Annotated in this window: 15 protein-coding genes; 12 read left to right on the forward strand and 3 right to left on the reverse strand. The window is 74.8% G+C overall.

The window, feature by feature from the left end:
* Positions 1-1,941: an ABC1 kinase family protein gene (locus ACZ6W9_RS07985; protein WP_470116937.1), complete on the forward strand. Its 1,941-nt coding sequence runs from the start codon at positions 1-3 to the stop codon at positions 1,939-1,941.
* On the opposite strand, the gene ACZ6W9_RS07990 is transcribed toward ACZ6W9_RS07985, so the two are convergent.
* Positions 1,886-3,298, reverse strand: a complete 1,413-nt coding sequence (locus ACZ6W9_RS07990; RefSeq protein WP_389960969.1) for an MFS transporter — start codon at positions 3,296-3,298, stop codon at positions 1,886-1,888. The two genes, ACZ6W9_RS07985 and ACZ6W9_RS07990, sit on opposite strands and share 56 nt — an antisense overlap.
* Positions 3,299-3,415: 117 nt before the next feature.
* On the opposite strand from ACZ6W9_RS07990, the gene ACZ6W9_RS07995 reads away from it, so the two are divergent.
* The 4 genes from ACZ6W9_RS07995 (at position 3,416) to ACZ6W9_RS08010 (ending at position 6,301) form a co-directional block, all read left to right on the forward strand.
* On the forward strand, positions 3,416-3,937 hold the full coding sequence (locus ACZ6W9_RS07995) for a winged helix-turn-helix transcriptional regulator (protein WP_389960971.1): 522 nt from the start codon (positions 3,416-3,418) through the stop codon (positions 3,935-3,937).
* Positions 3,938-4,342: 405 nt separating this feature from the next.
* Positions 4,343-4,744: a phage holin family protein gene (locus tag ACZ6W9_RS08000; RefSeq protein WP_389960973.1), complete on the forward strand. Its 402-nt coding sequence runs from the start codon at positions 4,343-4,345 to the stop codon at positions 4,742-4,744.
* A complete protein-coding gene (locus ACZ6W9_RS08005; RefSeq protein WP_389960975.1) occupies positions 4,741-5,481 on the forward strand; it encodes a DUF3618 domain-containing protein in 741 nt (246 codons plus the stop codon). The genes ACZ6W9_RS08000 and ACZ6W9_RS08005 overlap by 4 nt, the downstream gene beginning before the upstream one ends.
* A 250-nt stretch (positions 5,482-5,731) precedes the next feature.
* Positions 5,732-6,301: a hypothetical protein gene (locus ACZ6W9_RS08010; RefSeq protein ID WP_389960977.1), complete on the forward strand. Its 570-nt coding sequence runs from the start codon at positions 5,732-5,734 to the stop codon at positions 6,299-6,301.
* Between the two features lie 97 nt (positions 6,302-6,398).
* Here the strand turns inward: ACZ6W9_RS08010 and ACZ6W9_RS08015 are convergent, their stop codons facing one another.
* Positions 6,399-8,339 (reverse strand): glycoside hydrolase family 43 protein, encoded by a 1,941-nt coding sequence (locus ACZ6W9_RS08015; protein WP_470116938.1) that lies wholly within the window; start codon positions 8,337-8,339, stop codon positions 6,399-6,401.
* Between the two features lie 174 nt (positions 8,340-8,513).
* On the opposite strand from ACZ6W9_RS08015, the gene ACZ6W9_RS08020 reads away from it, so the two are divergent.
* The 7 genes from ACZ6W9_RS08020 to ACZ6W9_RS08050 all read left to right on the forward strand — a co-directional run bounded on the left by ACZ6W9_RS08020 (position 8,514) and on the right by ACZ6W9_RS08050 (position 15,773).
* The gene (locus tag ACZ6W9_RS08020; protein ID WP_362943080.1) at positions 8,514-9,710 is read left to right on the forward strand and encodes a sensor histidine kinase; all 1,197 of its coding nucleotides are present in this window, start codon (positions 8,514-8,516) and stop codon (positions 9,708-9,710) included.
* Positions 9,711-9,824: 114 nt separating this feature from the next.
* Positions 9,825-10,586 carry a LytR/AlgR family response regulator transcription factor gene (locus ACZ6W9_RS08025; RefSeq protein WP_362943077.1) on the forward strand — a complete coding sequence of 254 codons (762 nt, stop codon included), beginning with the start codon at positions 9,825-9,827 and terminating at the stop codon, positions 10,584-10,586.
* Positions 10,583-11,152, forward strand: a complete 570-nt coding sequence (locus tag ACZ6W9_RS08030) for a DUF485 domain-containing protein (protein ID WP_389960982.1) — start codon at positions 10,583-10,585, stop codon at positions 11,150-11,152. Before ACZ6W9_RS08025 ends, ACZ6W9_RS08030 begins: the two co-directional genes overlap by 4 nt.
* Entirely contained in the window at positions 11,149-12,648 is a 1,500-nt protein-coding gene (locus ACZ6W9_RS08035; RefSeq protein ID WP_389960984.1) for a sodium/solute symporter, read from the forward strand. The genes ACZ6W9_RS08030 and ACZ6W9_RS08035 overlap by 4 nt, the downstream gene beginning before the upstream one ends.
* A 267-nt stretch (positions 12,649-12,915) precedes the next feature.
* Positions 12,916-13,068 (forward strand): hypothetical protein, encoded by a 153-nt coding sequence (locus ACZ6W9_RS08040; RefSeq protein ID WP_362943071.1) that lies wholly within the window; start codon positions 12,916-12,918, stop codon positions 13,066-13,068.
* Positions 13,069-13,074: 6 nt separating this feature from the next.
* Positions 13,075-14,571, forward strand: a complete 1,497-nt coding sequence (locus tag ACZ6W9_RS08045) for a YcaO-like family protein (protein WP_470116939.1) — start codon at positions 13,075-13,077, stop codon at positions 14,569-14,571.
* Entirely contained in the window at positions 14,571-15,773 is a 1,203-nt protein-coding gene (locus ACZ6W9_RS08050) for an MFS transporter (protein WP_470116940.1), read from the forward strand. Before ACZ6W9_RS08045 ends, ACZ6W9_RS08050 begins: the two co-directional genes overlap by 1 nt.
* A 23-nt stretch (positions 15,774-15,796) precedes the next feature.
* Here ACZ6W9_RS08050 and ACZ6W9_RS08055 read toward each other — a convergent pair whose 3' ends face one another.
* On the reverse strand, positions 15,797-16,759 hold the full coding sequence (locus tag ACZ6W9_RS08055) for a GlxA family transcriptional regulator (RefSeq protein WP_389960990.1): 963 nt from the start codon (positions 16,757-16,759) through the stop codon (positions 15,797-15,799).
* Position 16,760: the final 1 nt, after the last annotated feature.

Here is a 16,760-nt window from a genome sequence, read left to right on the forward strand (position 1 = left end):
ATGGATGTTCTGACGGCGGCGGCCTTCGCGGGCACCGCGCTGCTGCTGGTGGGCGGGTTCGCCGTGGTCACCCGGCGGCTGCTCGACCTGCGCTTCGGGATCGTCCGCACGCTCATGGCCGGGGGATTGGTGGCCCTGGCCCTCGGGCCCCTGATGAAGGCGTTCTCCGGCGCGGTGGACATCCACGACCAGGGCGTCACGCCGCTGTGGTTCCTGCTGCTCGGCCTGGTCTGCGCGCTGCTGGCCGGGATGGTGTTCCTGGTGGTCGCCGAGGCGCTGGTGCCGCCGGGGTCGCTGCCGGGACCGCTGGAGATCGTCCGGGGGCTGCGCCGCCGCGTCTTCCGCTCGCGCCGCTACCTGCGGATCACCCGGATCCTGGTACGGCACGGCCTCGGCCCCTACCTGCGCGGCAGGGACCCCGACCTCGGCGCGCCCTCCAGCCGGGCGGGCCTGGCCCGGTCGCTGCGCGAGGCACTGGACGACGCCGGGGTCACCTTCGTCAAGCTCGGGCAGATCCTGTCCACCCGCGCCGACCTGCTGCCGGAGGAGTTCGTCGAGGAACTGCGGCTGCTGCAGGACCGGGCGGCCCGGGCGCCCTGGGCGGAGATCGAGCCGGTGCTGACCGCCGAACTGGGCGGGCCGGTGGAGGAGACCTTCGCCCGCTTCGACCGCGAGCCGCTGGCCGCCGCCTCGATCGCGCAGGTCTACCGCGCCCGGCTGCGCACCGGCGAGGAGGTGGTGGTCAAGGTCCAACGCCCCGGGATCACCGCCGTGGTCGAGCAGGACCTCGACATCGTCGACCGCCTGGCCAGGACGCTGGAGCGGCGCACCCGGTGGGGCCGTGCCTTCGGCGTCGGCGACCTGGCCCGGGGGTTCGCCGTCGCGCTCCGGGAGGAGCTGGACTTCCGCATCGAGACGGCCAACATGGCCGCGGTGGCCGCCGCCTCCGCCGGGGAGCCGGTACGGGTGCCGACGCCGTACCCGGCGCTGTCGGGGCGGCGGGTGCTCGTCATGGAGCGGCTGGAGGGGGTGCCGCTCGGCTCGGCCACGCCGGAGCGCGGCGAGGAGCTGGCCAGGACCCTCTTCGAGACCCTGCTGCGCCAGGTGATGCTGCACGGCGTCTTCCACGCCGACCCGCACCCGGGCAACCTCATGCTGCTCGGCGACGGGCGGCTGGCGCTGCTGGACTTCGGCTCGGTGGGGCGGCTCGACGCCTCGCTGCGCGGCGCGCTGCAACGGCTGCTCGGCGCGCTGGACCGGGGCGACCCGCTCGGGGTGGGCGACGCGCTCCTGGAGGTCGTGCCGCGGCCCGACGAGATCGACGAGCGGGAACTGGAGCGTGAGCTGGGCCGGTTCATGGCCCGCCACCTGGCCGGCGGAGCCGTCCCGGACACGCGGATGTTCGGCGAGCTGTTCCGGATCGCCTTCGCCCACGGCCTGTCCGTCCCGCCGGAGGTGGCCGCGGTGTTCCGGGCGCTGGCGACGGTCGAGGGCACGCTCGTCAAGATCGCGCCGGGCTTCGACATCGTCGCCGAGGCCCGCGCGTTCTCCGCCCGGCATCTGGCCGGGCAGGCGGACCCCGGGCGGGTGCGGCAGGCACTCACCGCGGAGATGCTCGACCTGCTGCCCATGCTGCGGCGCCTGCCCCGCCGGGTGGAGCGGATCGTCGGCGCGGCCGAGAACGGCCGTTTCGGTCTGAACGTGCGGCTGTTCGCCGACGAACGCGACCGGCGGCACGTCACCGGACTGCTCCACCAGGTGCTGGTCACCGTGCTGTCGGCCACCACGGGCCTGATGGCCGCGCTGCTGCTCGGCGCCGGCCCCGGCCCGCGGGTCACCCCCGACGTCGGGCTCCACCAGCTCATCGCCTACAACCTGCTGGTGATCAGCGCGATCCTCGCGCTGCGGGTGCTGGTGGTCGTGTTCCGCCGGGACCGGTGAGCCGGGCGACGGCCGCGATCCCGGCGCCGGCGACGGCCGCGACCAGGGCGCAGACCAGCAGGGCGGCGTCGGTCCCCGCCCGCGGGCCCGCGGCGCCGACCACCGCGGCCATGAGCGCCACGCCCAGCGTCGAGCCGACGTAGCGGGCGGTGTTGCCCGCCCCCGACCCCATCCCGGCCCGGTGGGCGGGCACGCTCTCGATCGCCAGCCGGGTGAGCGCCGCGTTGATCAGGCCGCTGCCGACCCCGGCGACGACCAGCCCGGCCGTCATCCGGATCCAGGGGGCGTCGGAGGCGGCGCCCAGTAGCGCGAGGGTGCCCGCGGCCGACAGCAGCAGCCCCATCGCCAGACCGCCGCCGCCGCTCAGCGGCAGGCGGCGCGCCTGCAGCGCCGTCAGGAACGAGGTCCCCGACCAGACGGCGAGCAGCGCGGCGCTGCTCAGCGGGGTCACGCCCCGTGAGAGCTGCAGGACGGCGGGGAGGAAGCTCATCAGCCCGATCACGACCGTTCCGACGACGAGCGCCCCGCCGGTGGAGACGGTGAACAGGGGACGCCGGAACAGCCCCAGGTCGAGCAGGGGGACCCGGCGGCGCCGCTCGACCGCGACGAAGAGGCCCAGCAGCAGCGCCGCGACGGCGAAGGCGACGGCGACGACCGGCCGGTCCCAGCCGGCGCGCCCCTCGGTGACGCCGGTGACCAGCGCGGCCAGGCCCGAGGCCAGCAGGAGCGCGCCGGGAACGTCCGGCGGCCGGCGCGTCGCGGACCGCGACTCCGGCAGCCACCGGGCCCCCAGCAGCGCCAGCGCCGCCGAGGCCGCGGCGACCACCCAGTGGACCGCCCGCCAGCTCAGCGCGGCGGCCAGGACCCCGGACAGCAGCGGCCCCACGGCGATGCCCAGGCTGATCATGGCGCCGTAGCGGCCGACGGCCCGCAGACGCCCGGGACCGCCGGGGAAGGCGTGCCCGAGGACGCCCAGCCCGGCGGTGAGCACCGCCGCGCTGGCGGCCCCCTGCGCCACCCGGGCGGCGGCGAACATCCCGGTGCCGGTCGCCAGGGCCGCCGCGACGGCGGTGGCGGCCAGCGTCCACAGCCCGATCAGGTAGACCCGCCGCCGCCCGTAGGTGTCGGCCGCGTCCCCCGCCACCAGCAGCGCCGCCGCCAGTCCCAGCGAGATGCCGTTCAGCAGCCAGGCGGGCCCGGTGGGGCCCGAGCCGAGGTCCCTGGCCATCTGGGGCAGCGCCGTCATGGGCACGGTGTAGTTGACCAGCGCCAGCAACGGCGCGGCGCAGGCGAGCGCGAGGGTGGGGCCGGGGGCCGGAGCGGCGTCCGGGGCGCGGCCGGGGGCGGCGAGTGCCATGGGGTTCTCCAGGTTCGTTCAATGAACTGACGGAAACCGTAACACGGGTCGGTTCGGTGAATGAACTCACATTGACCGCGCGGCCTCCGGGTTCGGTGAGCGAACTAACATGGGGCCATGGCGCTCGGCAAGAACTACGAAAGACAGGACTGCTCGCTCGCCCGCGCCCTGGAACTCGTCGGGGAGCGCTGGACGATGCTGGTCGTCCGCGACGCGCTGTACGGCGTGCGCCGCTACAGCGACTTCCTCACCCACCTCGACATCCCGCGGGCCGTCCTGTCGCAGCGGCTCCAGACGCTGGTGGACGCCGGGGTGCTGGAGCGGGCCCGCTACTCCCAGGCGCCCCCTCGCGAGGAGTACGTCCTCACCGCGATGGGCCGCGAGCTCTGGGACCCGGTGTACCTGCTCTCCCAGTGGGGTGAGAGACACCTGTCGCAGAAGGGACCCCGCCGGATCTTCCACCACCTCACCTGCGGCGACCGCATCGACCCCCACGGGAACTGCCCCTCGTGCGGCGGGCATCCCCCGCTGGAGGAGATCGAGATACGGCCCGGACCCGGCGCCGACCCTTTCCGTGAGGACCCGGTCAGCGTGGCCCTGCGCCGCCCCCACCGGCTGCTCGACCCGCTGCCCGGCTGACCGGCCGCCCTCGCCGTGTCCGGACCGGCCGCGTCCGGACACGTCCGGTGCCGGGTTCGCATCGGGACGCGCCGCCGAATGACTGCGGGTAACCGGTTGCCGTCGAACGGCAGGTGGGTATGGCCAGGATCGAACCGGTATCCACACCGGTCACATCGATCATGAATCCGCGTGGGCCCGGTCCACGGGACGCGCGGACGGGTGGGGAGGGGCGGTCCGCCGCTCCCTTCCCGGCGGCGTACGGGCCGTCACCGGCGCAGGCGCGCTCCTCCCCGCGGTGACGGCGCGGGCCGTCGCGAGCGCCGGGCGCGAGGCCGCCCGGCGCCTCGCGACCGGCCGCCGCCGGGAATGTTTGCCATGGCAGGAGGGGGTAGGCGCTTCTCCTGCAGGGAGGAGAGGCATGCCATGACCGACACTCAGAGGGAGACCCTGTCCACGGCGGAGCTGGTCCGCCAGCTCTCGCAGGACGTCTCGCGCCTGGTCCGGGACGAGTTGCGCCTGGCCAAGCTCGAACTGGCGGAGAAGGGCAAGCACGCCGGGCTCGGCGCCGGACTGTTCGGCGGAGCGGGAGCCATGGCGTTGTACGGGGGCGGAGCCCTGGTCGCCGCGGCGATCCTGGCCCTCGCCCTGGTCCTGCCGGGCTGGCTGTCCGCGCTGATCGTGGGCGTGGTGTTGCTGGCGGTGGCCGGGATCCTCGGGCTGCTGGGCAAGCAGCAGGTGTCCGAGGCCGGCCCGCCGGCTCCGCGGCACACCATCGAGAGCGTCAAGCACGACATCGACACGGTGAAGGAGAGGGCGCACCGATGACCGAGACCGATCCGGGCAGGGCCGGCCAGGGGAGTGAGGCGGCCGGTGTCACCGGCTCCCGCCGGGAGCCGGTGGGCATGCCGGTGCCGCCGGACGAGAGGCAGTCGCTGGACATCCCGCCGAAGACGCCGTACGCCCCGGTCTCCGGCGCCTCGACGGGCGAGTACACCCGGACGGCCCCTGACGGCGACGCCGGCCCGTCCGCCGCCGTGGCGGGCGCCACCGGGGGGAACGCCGCAGGAGGCCGGTCCGGCGCGGTCGGGACCGGCACGGCGGCGAGCGGGGTGGGCGCGGCCGGTACGGGCACGGCCGGCGTCACCGCGTCCGGGGGGACGATGACCGACGGCAGGGCTCCGGCGCGGAACGACACGCGGGGCGACCGGGGCACGGTCAAGGACACCAAGGAGTCCGTGCGCCGCGACATCGAGAACTCCCGCCGGCAACTGGGTGACACCGTGGAGGCCCTGGTGCAGAAGACCGACGTCAAGGCCCGTGTCAAGCAGGGCGCCGACCGGATGGTCACCCGGGCGCGGGCCGCGGCGCCGGAGGTGGTCGGCCGGGTGAAGGAGAGGGCGCCCGTCCGGCTCAAGGACACGGCGGGCCGGCAACCGGCCGCCCTGGCCGCCGCGGCGGCGGCCGCCCTGGCCGTGCTCGTGCTCCGGTCGCTGCGCCGGAACCGGGCCGGGACCCGGCGGGTCACCGTACGGCGGACGGCCGCGCGACGGCGCGGGTGGTAGGGGGGCCGGTCACGCCCCGGTCCCGCCGGGGGCCGGGGCGCGGCCGGCTCTGAAGCCGACGGGAGTAGTCTGGCCGCCTCCGGGCGGACGGCGGACCCCCTCCCTTCCGTCCGCCCGGAAACCCTGGGATTCCCCGGCGGGCTGAACCGTTCCGGGGCCGCGTCCGTTGTCCTCAGTGCCGATGCAGGCAACCCACCGGCGGGCGGGGCCCCACGGCCCCGCCCGATCGGCAGGACCCCCAGGAGGTCACATGCGCCGTGCTCTCGGACTGGCCGCGGGACTCACCCTCGTCGCGACCGCGCTGTCCCCGGCGTCGTCAGCCGACGCCGGCTGCCTCAGCGCCAGGAAATGCGAGCGGGAGGCGCTCATCGCCTTCGACCTGACCGTGCGGGGCGCCTCCCGGGCCGCCCCCGGGCGGGAGGTCACCTACGTCCTGGACTACTCCACGACCTGGACGCCGTCCTTCGCCCCCTACTGGGGTTACCAGTGGGTGGGTGGATCCTTCCCCAAAGGGGCCCGCGGGCCCTCGCGGGCGACGCTGTTCGACACCGCGGGCAGGCGGCTGGCGACCTTCCCCTGCGGGCGGTACGCCGACGGCGTCTGGTGCGAGGCCCGCGGCGGGCTCCCCAGGCAGGGCAGGGTCGTGCTCTCGGCCCGGCTTCCGGCCGGAGCCCGCGGCGCGGCCGCGGCGACCCTGGGCTTCGACAGCTTCGACGGGCTCAACGAGCGGGACCACGCGCGGCGGCACAGCCGCGCCCAGGCCCGGGCGAAGTTCTGCAACTACCGCTTCAGCCGTACGGTCACCACGAAGGTCTCCTGAGGCCCGGCGGGCGGTCCGGGGGCGGGCCGCGGGGAGGCGGGGCCGGCGGGGAGAGGGGTCCCCGCCGGCCCCGCCCGCCGCGGGCGGCCGGCCGCGGTCAGCGGCGGTGGAGGCGGAAGTAGCCGAACCGCGCCGTGGCCCCGGCGCCTCCCATCGAGACGAGCCCGACGCGCACGTCGGCCCCGGCCGGCAGCGTCCACACGCCGCCGTAGACCCATTCGCGCCCGTCGCGGCTGGTGGCCGCGCGCAGCTCGTGCTCGCCGTCGCGCGGGTCCACGCGGTGGACCAGGCGCAGCCAGGTGGTCTCGGCGGGCGGCCCGACGATCGTGCCGCCGTAGGCGATCCGGCCGGCGTAGGGCATCTCCTTGCCGAACTCGGTCTGGCGGGTGTTCCAGATCGCGGCGTGGACGAGCTTGGCGTAGAGGTCGTCCCCGGCGTAGGCGATCAGGCCGGCCTGCTGGTAGTTGCGGACCGTGTCGGTCCCCAGGTCGATGGTCAGCTTCGTCTCGGCCGTCCAGTCGCCCTCGGGCACGTCGCGCAGCAGCACCGAGGCGGTGTTGTCGTCGCGGTTGAGCTCGGCGGCCTGCGTGGGCCAGCGCAGCTCTCCGTCGCGGAGCGCGCCCTGCGGGGAGCGGATCCATGACCAGCCGGGACGCAGGGCCGTGCCGTCGAACTCGTCGCTGCGGGCGCGGTCCACCGGGCCGGGGACCGGGTCAGGCGCGGGCCGGCGCCGCGGATCGCGCCGGCCGGGCGCGGGCTGGGGGTCCTCGGAGGCCCAGCGGCCGCCCCGCACGGTCGGCCAGCCGTCGATCCAGTCGAGCCGGTCCATCAGCATGGGCCGCTCGTTGACGCCGTACGGCTCGTCGAGGTAGGGGTCGGAGCGGTCGATGGCGTGGTAGAGCAGCCAGTCCTGGCCCGTGTCGTCGGTCAGGACGGCGTTGTGGCCGGTGCCGACCCAGCGGTTGCCGTTGGGGGCGATGACGATCGTGCCGCCGGCCCGGGAGGTGTTCAGCGGCACGCCCTGGCGGTCGAGGTAGGGGCCGGTGATGTCGCGGGAGCGGCCGGCGTAGACGCTGTAGCCGGTCGCCGGGCCCGCGCAGCAGTCGGCGGAGGAGGCGAACAGGTACCAGTAGCCGCCGTGGCGGACCAGGTAGCCGCCTTCGAAGCGGTTGTCGATGGCGATCATGGTGGGCTCTCCTGCGGCGCGCCGTCCGGCGGCGTCGAGTCGGGTGACGAAGACCCCGCCGTAGTAGGAGCCGTAGACGAGGTACTGGGCGCCGTCGGTGTCGACGGCCAGCGCCGGGTCGAAGGTCCACTTGAAGTCGCCCGCGCCGCCGGGGCCCCTGCGGGGCCCGACGACCGGCGCGCCGGAGTCGGTCCAGGGGCCGGCCGGGGTGGGCGCGGTGGCCATGCCGATCGCGTTGTCGTTCGGCTCGCCGGTGACGGTGGTCTGGGTGACCACGTAGTAGAGCCGGTACTCGCGGCCCACCTTGCGGACGTCGGGCGCCCACAGGCTCGCGCCGCCCGCGACGTCGGCCCAGGAGGGCATGGTGCTCTCGGTGAAGGCGTCGCCGACGTGGGTCCAGTGGACCAGGTCGCGGGAGCGGGAGACGGGCAGCAGGTGGCGGGTGCCCTCGCCCTCCCGGAGGGGGTCGCTGGTGCCGTAGGCGTACCACCAGCCGTCGTCGCCCCGGATGACCGACGGGTCGGCGAAGGTGTCGGCGAAGTCCCGGCTGACCGGGTTGACGTACGTGCCCAGCGGCGTCCGGGCGGGGACGGCGGCGCCCTGGTCCCGGGCGCCGTCCGGCGTCCGGCCGGTGTTCTGGTCGGTGTCCTGGGCGGCGCTCCGGGCCGGGACGGTGCTCCGAGCGGTGTTCTGGGCCGGGGCGGCGCTCTGCGGCCGGGTGGCGTCGCGCGGCCGGGTGATGTCTCGCGCCGGGGCGGCGCTGCTTCCGGCCGGGGTGGCGGGGGACGCCGCCAGGAGGCAGGCGGCTCCGGCCGCGACCGCGAGGGCGCGGCGGACGGTTCTGGTGCGCAAGGGGTCTCTCCTCGGTTCCTCGCCCCCGACGATCGTGTCCAGCCGTTTCTACAACGTTGTATTCAACGTTGTAAAGGGTCATTGGGTATTCGCCGGTCCGTTCACGTCCAATTCATGATCTACTATGTAAAGCACCGTTGGCCGTACAACGATCCCGGCGGTAGGGTCCGGCACGTGGAACCCCTCGTCGCGGTGCTGGTGGTGACGGTCCTGGTCGGCGTCCCCGCGCTGGTGCTGTGGCGGGTGCTGCGCGGCCGGCGCGAGCTGGGCAGCAGCCCGGCCGAGCGGGCCACGTTCGAGACCCTGCACACCGCCTCGCTCGCCGCGCCGCCGCTGCGGGCCGGGCTGACCGAGGCGGGCGCGCAGAAGGCGTCCCGGCACCTGCGCGAGCTTCTCGGCTCCCCGGCGCTGGCGATCACCGACGGGGAGCGGCTGCTGGTCTACGACGGCGAGGGCGACCACCACGCCCCGGACGCGTTCGGGCACGCGGCCAGGACGCTGGCGGGCGGCCGTACCCGGGTGCTGGGGCCGGAGGTCGTCTCGTGTGACATCCCCGAGTGCCCGATCAGGTTCGCCGTGGTGGTGCCGCTCACCACCGACGGCCGGGTGGTGGGGTCTCTGGCCGCCTACGGCGGGCACGCCTCGGCGGGGCTGGTCCGGGCGGCCCACGAGGTGGCGAGCTGGGTGGACTCCCAGCTGGAGCTGGCCGAGCTCGACCGGTCCAGGACGCGGCTGATGGAGGCGGAGGTGCGGGCGCTGCGGGCGCAGATCTCCCCGCACTTCATCTACAACTCGCTGACGACCATCGCGAGCTTCGTGCGCTCGGACCCGGACCGCTCGCGGGACCTGCTGCTGGACTTCGCGGACTTCACCCGGTACTCCTTCCGGCGGCACGGGGAGTTCACCACGCTGGCCGAGGAGCTGCACTCCATCGACCGGTATCTCACCCTGGAGCGGGCCCGGTTCGGTGACCAGCTCCAGGTGACGTTGCGGATCGCCCCTGAGGTGCTGGCGGTGGCGGTGCCGTTCCTGTGTCTTCAGCCGCTGGTGGAGAACGCGGTGCGGCACGGCCTGGAGAGCAAGCCGGGGACCGGGCGCATCGCGATCATCGCGGAGGACGCGGGCGCCGAGTGCCGGATCAGCGTGGAGGACGACGGGGTGGGGATGGATCCGGAGCGGCTGCGCGGGATCCTGGCGGGGGACGCCGAGGAGCGTTCCGGGGCCGGCGGGGTGGGTCTGGCGAACGTGGACGAGCGGTTGCGCCAGGTCTACGGTGACGAGTTCGGGTTGGTCGTGGAGACCGGCAGGGGTGCCGGGACCAAGATCAGTGTGCGGGTTCCCAAGTATCACCCGGGGGTGTCGGCCACCTGAGCCTGCTGTGAGGCCACGGGTGGCCCTCCCGGAGGTTGGCGGAGACTGTTGACACCTGATGTCTGGTTCATCACCCTCTAGGGATTCGCATGTGAACGATGTCGAGGGGTGACCGTGACCGGCCTGCGTGTGCTGGCGGTGGACGACGAGCTTCCCGCCCTGGAGGATCTGGCCTACCTGCTGCGGGACGATCCGCGGATCGGCGAGGTCTTCCTGGCCAGGGACGGCGCCGCGGCGCTGCGGGTGCTGGACCGGGCGATCGCCGAGGGGCGGCCGGTGGACGCGGTGTTCCTGGACATCCGGATGCGGGGGCTGGACGGGGTGGTGCTGGGCAGGTTGCTGTCGCAGTTCGCCAACCCGCCGCGGGTGGTGTTCGTGACGGCGTACGAGGAGCACGCGGTCGACGCGTTCGAGATCAAGGCCGAGGACTACCTGTTGAAGCCGGTGCGGCCGGAGCGGCTGGCGGAGGCGATCCGGCGGGTGTGCGTGGCGGCGGAGCTGCCGGACGGGGACGGTGCGGGCCGGGCCGAGCCCGAGACGATCCCGGTGGAGCTGGGGGGCGTCACCCGGTTCGTGTCCAGCGCCGAGGTGCGTTACGTGGAGGCTCAGGGCGACTACGCGCGGCTGCACACGGCCGCGGGCAGCCATCTGGTGCGCATCTCGCTGGCCACGCTGGAGGAGCGCTGGTCGGCGGCGGGGTTCGTACGGGTGCACCGCAGCCATCTGGTGGCGGTCAAGCACATCGACGAGCTGCACATCGAGTCGGGCCGGTGCGTGGTGCGGGTGGGCGGCAGTGAGATCCCGGTCAGCCGCCGGCACACGCGTGAGCTGCGTGACCTGCTGGTCCGCCGGGCCCGCCGGGGCAGGGGCGAATGAGCAGGGACGGCAGGGACGCCGAGCCGCGGGAGGAGGCCGAGCCGCGGCGGCGGATGGCCGAGCGGTTCACCCGGGCGGTGGACCGGGTGGGCAGGGATGCCCGGGAGGGCCGGGAGGGGGAGCGGCCGCGGAGGGAGCGGGAGGCCGAGCGGCCGCGCCGGGAGGTGGTGACCAGCCCGCGGACCACCGCGGCCCGGCATCCGCGGTATCCGGCGACGCGGGAGATCGACGAGCAGACGCGGCTGGGCGAGGTCTACATGAGGTCGCTGGTGCGGACGCAGTTCCGGCTGGCGTTGTTCGTCTGCACGGTGCTGGGGTGCGTGGCCGGCGGGCTGCCGCTGCTGTTCATGCTGGTTCCTGAGCTGGGCGCGGCGCGTCTTCTCGGGGTGCCGGTGCCGTGGGCGCTGCTGGCGGGGCTGGTCTACCCGGGGTTCGTGGCCGGGGCGTGGCTGTACGTGCGGCAGGCCGAGCGTTACGAGCGGCACTTCGCCGAGCTGGTGGACCGGCCGGACGGGCGCGACGGGCGGCTTTCCGCCGAGCCGGCGGACCGGCAGGGTGGCCGGTGAACGCGGCGTACGGTGTGACGGCCGTGGTCCTGGTGATGCTGGCCGCGGTGCTCATCGGGACGTTCGGGGTGCGGCTGTCGCGGACCACCTCGGACTTCTACGTCGCCTCCCGGACGGTCTCGCCGCTGTGGAACGCCTCGGCGATCGGCGGGGAGTACCTGTCGGCGGCGAGCTTCCTGGGGGTCGCCGGGCTGATCCTCACCTACGGCGTGGACATGCTGTGGCTGCCGGTGGGGTGGACGGGCGGGTACCTGGTGCTGCTGGTGCTGGTCTCGGCGCCGCTGCGCCGTTCGGGGGCCTACACGCTGCCGGACTTCGCCGAGGCGCGGCTGGAGTCGATGGCGGTGCGGCGGCTGGCCGGGGTGCTGGTGGTGCTGATCGGGTGGCTGTACCTGATGCCGCAGTTCCAGAGCGCGGGTCTGGTGCTGCGGGCCATCACCGGTGCGCCGGAGTGGATGGGCGGGTCGCTGGTGGCCGTGGTGGTGGCGGTCAACGTGGTGTCGGGCGGCATGCGGTCGATCACCTTCGTGCAGGCGTTCCAGTACTGGCTGAAGCTGACCGCGCTGGCCGTTCCGGTGGTGTTCCTGCTGGTGGCCTGGCGGGCGGACGGCGCCCCGGGCCTGAGCGCGGGGGACGCGGCGACCTGGGCGCTGCCGCTGGCCAGCGGCAAGGAGTACGGCCTGTACTCGACGTATTCGCTGATCCTGGCGACGTTCCTGGGCACGATGGGGCTGCCGCACGTGCTGGTGCGGTTCTACACCAACCCCGACGGGCGGGCGGCGCGCCGTACGACGCTGGTGGTGCTGTCCCTGCTTGGGGTGTTCTACCTGCTGCCGGCGGTCTACGGCGCGCTGGGGCGGGTCTACGCACCGGAGCTGTCGGGCGGTGACACGGTGGTGCTGGCGCTGCCCGGGCGGGTGGTCGGGGGAGTGGTGGGCGATCTGCTGGGGGCGCTGGTCACGGCGGGGGCGTTCGCGGCGTTCCTGTCGACCTCCTCGGGGCTGACGGTGTCGGTGGCGGGGGTGATCGGCCAGGACATCCTCAAGGGCGGGGTCCGCTCGTTCCGCGCGGCGGCGGTGGTGGCGGTGGTGGTGCCGCTGGGCCTGGCGACGTGGGCGCGCACGCTGCCGGTGGCCGACGTGGTGGGGCTGGCGTTCGCGGTGGCGGCCTCGTCCTTCTGCCCGCTGCTGGTGCTGGGCATCTGGTGGCGGCGGCTGACCTCGGCCGGGGCGATGGCCGGGTTGCTGGCGGGGGGCGGGCTGGCGTGCGGGGCGGTGCTGCTGACGATCGGCGGCGGCCCGCACACCGGGCTGGCCGGGGCGTTGCTGGCGCAGCCGGCGGCGTGGACGGTGCCGGTGGCGTTCGGGGTGATGATCGTGGTCTCGCTGCTGACGCCGGGCCGCATCCCGCCGGGGGTGGCGCGCACGATGGTGCGCCTGCACACCCCCGAGACCCTCAACCTGGACCGGGGCGACTGGCGGCCCCGTTCCCCGTGACGGGACCGGCTCACGGGTCTCCACCGCCATCCCGTTCGCCCTGATCGGGCCCGGTCCGGGTGGGCCGGCGCCGGGCCCCCACCGCGATCCCGTCTTCCCCCCGATCGGAGGCCGGAGACCGGTGGTTCCGGTGGTTCCGGGGTCGCGCCGGGCCCCGTGGCCCCCGATCCGGACAGGGGTGGCCGGTGTCCCCGCCGCCCTTGACGCGGATCATGACGTGTGAAGGAATGATCGGTAAAGGGTCCGTTCCGAGGTGGGGAGCGTGCGATGGGGAACAGCAACTCCAACGGCCGGTGCCTTACCGGGGAGGACGGCTTCCAGTTGGAGGCGTCCTTCTCCTTCAGCCCCGCCGAGGCGCTTCTCCTCGATGAGTTCTTCTCCGTGCGGTTCGCGCCCGGCGTGCTCGCCGGCGCCCGCTGACGGCCGGTGGCGCGCGCCCAGCGGGAGCGTGAGACCGGCCTGGCGGAGGCGTTGTCCGTCATCGAGGAGCTGTTCGCCGGTTTCGGCCTGTCGGCGGAGTTCGTCTCCGCCGGCTCGCCGGAGTTCCCCGTCCATCGCTGCACCGTCCGTGACCGGTCGGGGAGGGTCGTGACGGCGTCCCTGGGCAAGGGGGCCGGCGCGCAGAGCAGGGTGAGTGCGATGTTCGAGGCGTGGCAGCACCTCGAACACGATCGGGGGCAGGCCGCGCTCGCCCGGGACGCCGTCCGGGTGCGGGTGCTGCCGGTGGAGGCCGTGGTGGCCCAGCCGGAGCTGCGCGGCGAGGAGATGATCCATCGCCTCGCCCGTGACCATCCCGGTGCCGCGGTGGCCTGTCTGCGGGCCGAGCCGCTGGGGGAGCCGCCGGGGGAGCCTTCGCGGGTGTCCGGACTGGTCGCCGGTCCCGGGCGGGCCGGGGCCGCGTCGTCTTCCGCGGGAGGTTCCTCACCGGGGGGTTCCTCCCCGGGGCGGCCGGCGATCTGGTATCCGGCCTTCGCCCGGTCGCCGTCCTGCCGCAGCCATCCCGTCCCGGGTGACGACCTGGGCTACGAGTCGTATCTGCGGTACGCCTACGACAGCGGCACGGCCGCCGGGACGTCCGAGGCCGAGGCCGTCCTGCACGGGCTGCTGGAGGTCGTCGAGCGGGACGCCCTGTCGCACGCCCTGCTCGACTGGTATCTCGACGTGGACACGCCGATCCGGGTCGTCGATCCGGATGGGCTGCCGGATGACCTGCGCCGCCTGCACGCCGAGGCGCGGGCGCGTCTCGGGGCGCCGCCGCTGGTCATCGACATGACCTCCGACCTGGGAATCCCCGCCTACTGTGCGCTCCCCTCCCGGGCCGGACCGTACCCCGGGGTGATCGGCTCGGGGGCCTCGCTGGATCCGGGGTACGCGGTGGAGCGCGCGTTGAGCGAGGTGGTCCAGTCGTCGTTCAACATGTCGCTCGGGGTGGACCTGACCCTGGCGCGCAGGCTGGAGAGCCTGCGGCGCTGGCCGCTGCTGGAGCGGTGCGCGCGGCTGGATCCCGAGCCGCTGGGCCCGCGCCTGGTGGCCGGTGTCTGGCCGGGCGGAGAGCCGGGCGGAGAGCCGGGCGGAGAGCCGGGCGGCGCCGGGCCGGGTGATGTCCGGCCGGGCGGAGAGGAGAGCCGGTCGGGCGCGGCAGACGAGGCGGATCGGACGGCGGGTGATCATCTGACGGAGCGGGAGCGTATGGGCGAGCGGTTCGAACGACGGCGGAGCGTGGCCGGGCAGGTCGCCGAGATCCTCGGGCGGCTGGAGGCCGCGGGATTCGCCGCCTACGCCTTCCGCTGGAATCCCGGGCGGGCCCGCTGCCCGGTGCTCACCGTGATCGTTCCCGGTCTGGACGCGTTCGCGATGGTGCACAGCGCCGTCCCGGTGCTGCCGACGGGACGGGCCGCGCGGCGGCTCGCCGGTAAGCGGTGATGCGCGCGGCCCTGCGCGACCGGCGGTTCCGGATCGTCTACTTCGCGATGGTCGTCAGCCTGCTGGGGGACGCGTCGCTGCTGCTGATCCCGGCGGTCCTGGCGAAGAAGCTCACCGGCTCCGACGGCGCCGCCGGGCTGACCCTGTTCTTCTTCACCGCGCCGCTGTGCCTGTCGCCGCTGCTCGGATATGTGATCGACCGGGTGGACCGCAGGAGGTTCCTGGTCGCGACCTGCCTGCTGGCGGCCGTGGCGATCACCCCGCTCGCCGCCGTGACCGGGCGCGACACCTTCTGGCTGGTCTATCCGGTCTCGGCCGCCATGGGGCTCTCGTACGCCGCGACGTCCGGGGCGCTCGGCGGGCTGCTGAAGGCCATCCTGCCGGCGGAGGCACTCGCCGGGGCCAACGGGGCGCTGCAGACCGCCCGGCAGGGGCTGCGCCTGGTGGGGCCGCTGTTCGGCATGGCCGTCTACGCGGTATGGGGAATCGGCGCGGTGGTGCTGTTCGACGTCGTCACCTTCGTGGTGGCCGCCGCGGCCTTCGCGTCGCTGTCCGCGCCGCCGCCGGGGCCGGCCGCTCCGCGGGGCCGGCCCCGGGACGAGTTCCTGGCCGGTGCCCGGCACCTGGCCGGTGATCCGTTGCTGCGCCGTACCGTGACGGCGTTCTGCATGATGTTCGCGATCGCGGGCGCCACCGAGTCGCTGATCTTCGCGGTCATCGAGCACGGCCTGGGCCGGCCGCCGGAGTTCACCGCGGTCACCTCCACCGCCATGGGCGTCGGCGCGATCGCCGGTGGCCTGGGCGCGGCGGCGGTGATCGCCCGTTACGGCGAGTTGTTCGCGGTCGGCGCCGGCATCGCCCTGTACGGCGTGGCCGTGCTGCTGTGGATGGTGCCCGCCGGGGTGGTCGTGCTCGCCGCGATGGCGGCGGGGGGCGCCGGGCTGACGCTGGCGGGCGTGGCCGAGGCGACGCTGACGCAGCGGCGCAGCCCCGGTCATCTGGTCGGGAGGGTCTCGGCCGCCTTCGACGCGGTCGCCGGCGCCGTCCAGCTGGCGTCCCTGGCGGCGGGGGCGGTGCTGGTGGCGCTCTTCGACCACCGGGTCCTGCTGGGCGTGGTGGGGACGACGGTGTGCCTGGCCGGGGCGCACGCTCTGCGGGCCCGGTCCATGGGGTCCTCGGCCGGGCGTCCGAGCGCCGTCTGACCGGGCCTCCCGTGGAGGGCCGGTCAGGCCGGTTGCCGGGTGGCGCGGTATCCGGAGGGGGAGACGCCGTAGCGGGCGACGAAGGCCTGGCGCAGGGTCTCGGCGGTGCCGAAGCCACAGCGGGCCGCCACGGCGGCCACCGGCAGGGAGGTGGAGGTCAGCAGGTGGGCGGCGGCCTCGGTGCGGGCCTGCCGTACGAAACGGCCGGGGGTCTGTCCGAGGTGCCGCAGGAACAGGCGGGTCAGGTGCCGCTCGCTGACGCCGGCGACGGCCGCCAGCGTCGCGGCCGACAGGTCGGCGGCCGGGTCGGCGGTGATCTGCGCGACGATCCGTTTGACGAGGGTGTCCTCGGGCGACGGGGCGGCGGTGAACATGCTCATCTGCGCCTGGTCGCCGGGGCGTTGCAGGTAGGTCACCAGGTAGCGGGCCACCCGCCGGGCCAGTTCGGCGCCGTTGTCCTCCTCGATGAAGGCGAGCGTGAGGTCCAGTGCGCTGGTGACGCCGGCCGCGGTGGCGGTGTTGCCGTCGCGGATGAAGATCGGTGCGGGGTCGACGGTGACCTCCGGGTGGCGGGAGGCCAGGCGGTGGGCCCACTGCCAGTGGGTGGTGGCGCGCCGGCCGTTCAGCAGGCCGGCGGCGGCCAGGACGCTGGCGCCGGTGCAGACCGAGGCGATCCGGCGGCTGTCGCGGGCCAGGCGGCGGACGTGGGCGAGGATCAGCCGGTTGGCGGCGGCGGCCTCGTGCCCGATGCCGCCGGACACGATGACGGTGTCCAGGGGCCCGTTCACCCGTTCCAGGGCCTCCTGTGCCTGGAGCACCAGGCCGGTGCCGCAGGTGACGGGGTGGCCGCCGGGGGTGGCCAGGCGCACGCGGTAGGCGGGCGCGGCGCCCACCAGGTTGGCGATCTCCAAGGGCGTGGTCACGCAGGCCATGTCGAGGAGCTCGGCTCCGTCGTAGCCGATGACCGTGATGCGCCGTTCGCTCATG

This window comes from Streptosporangium sp. NPDC053982, from assembly GCF_055585205.1.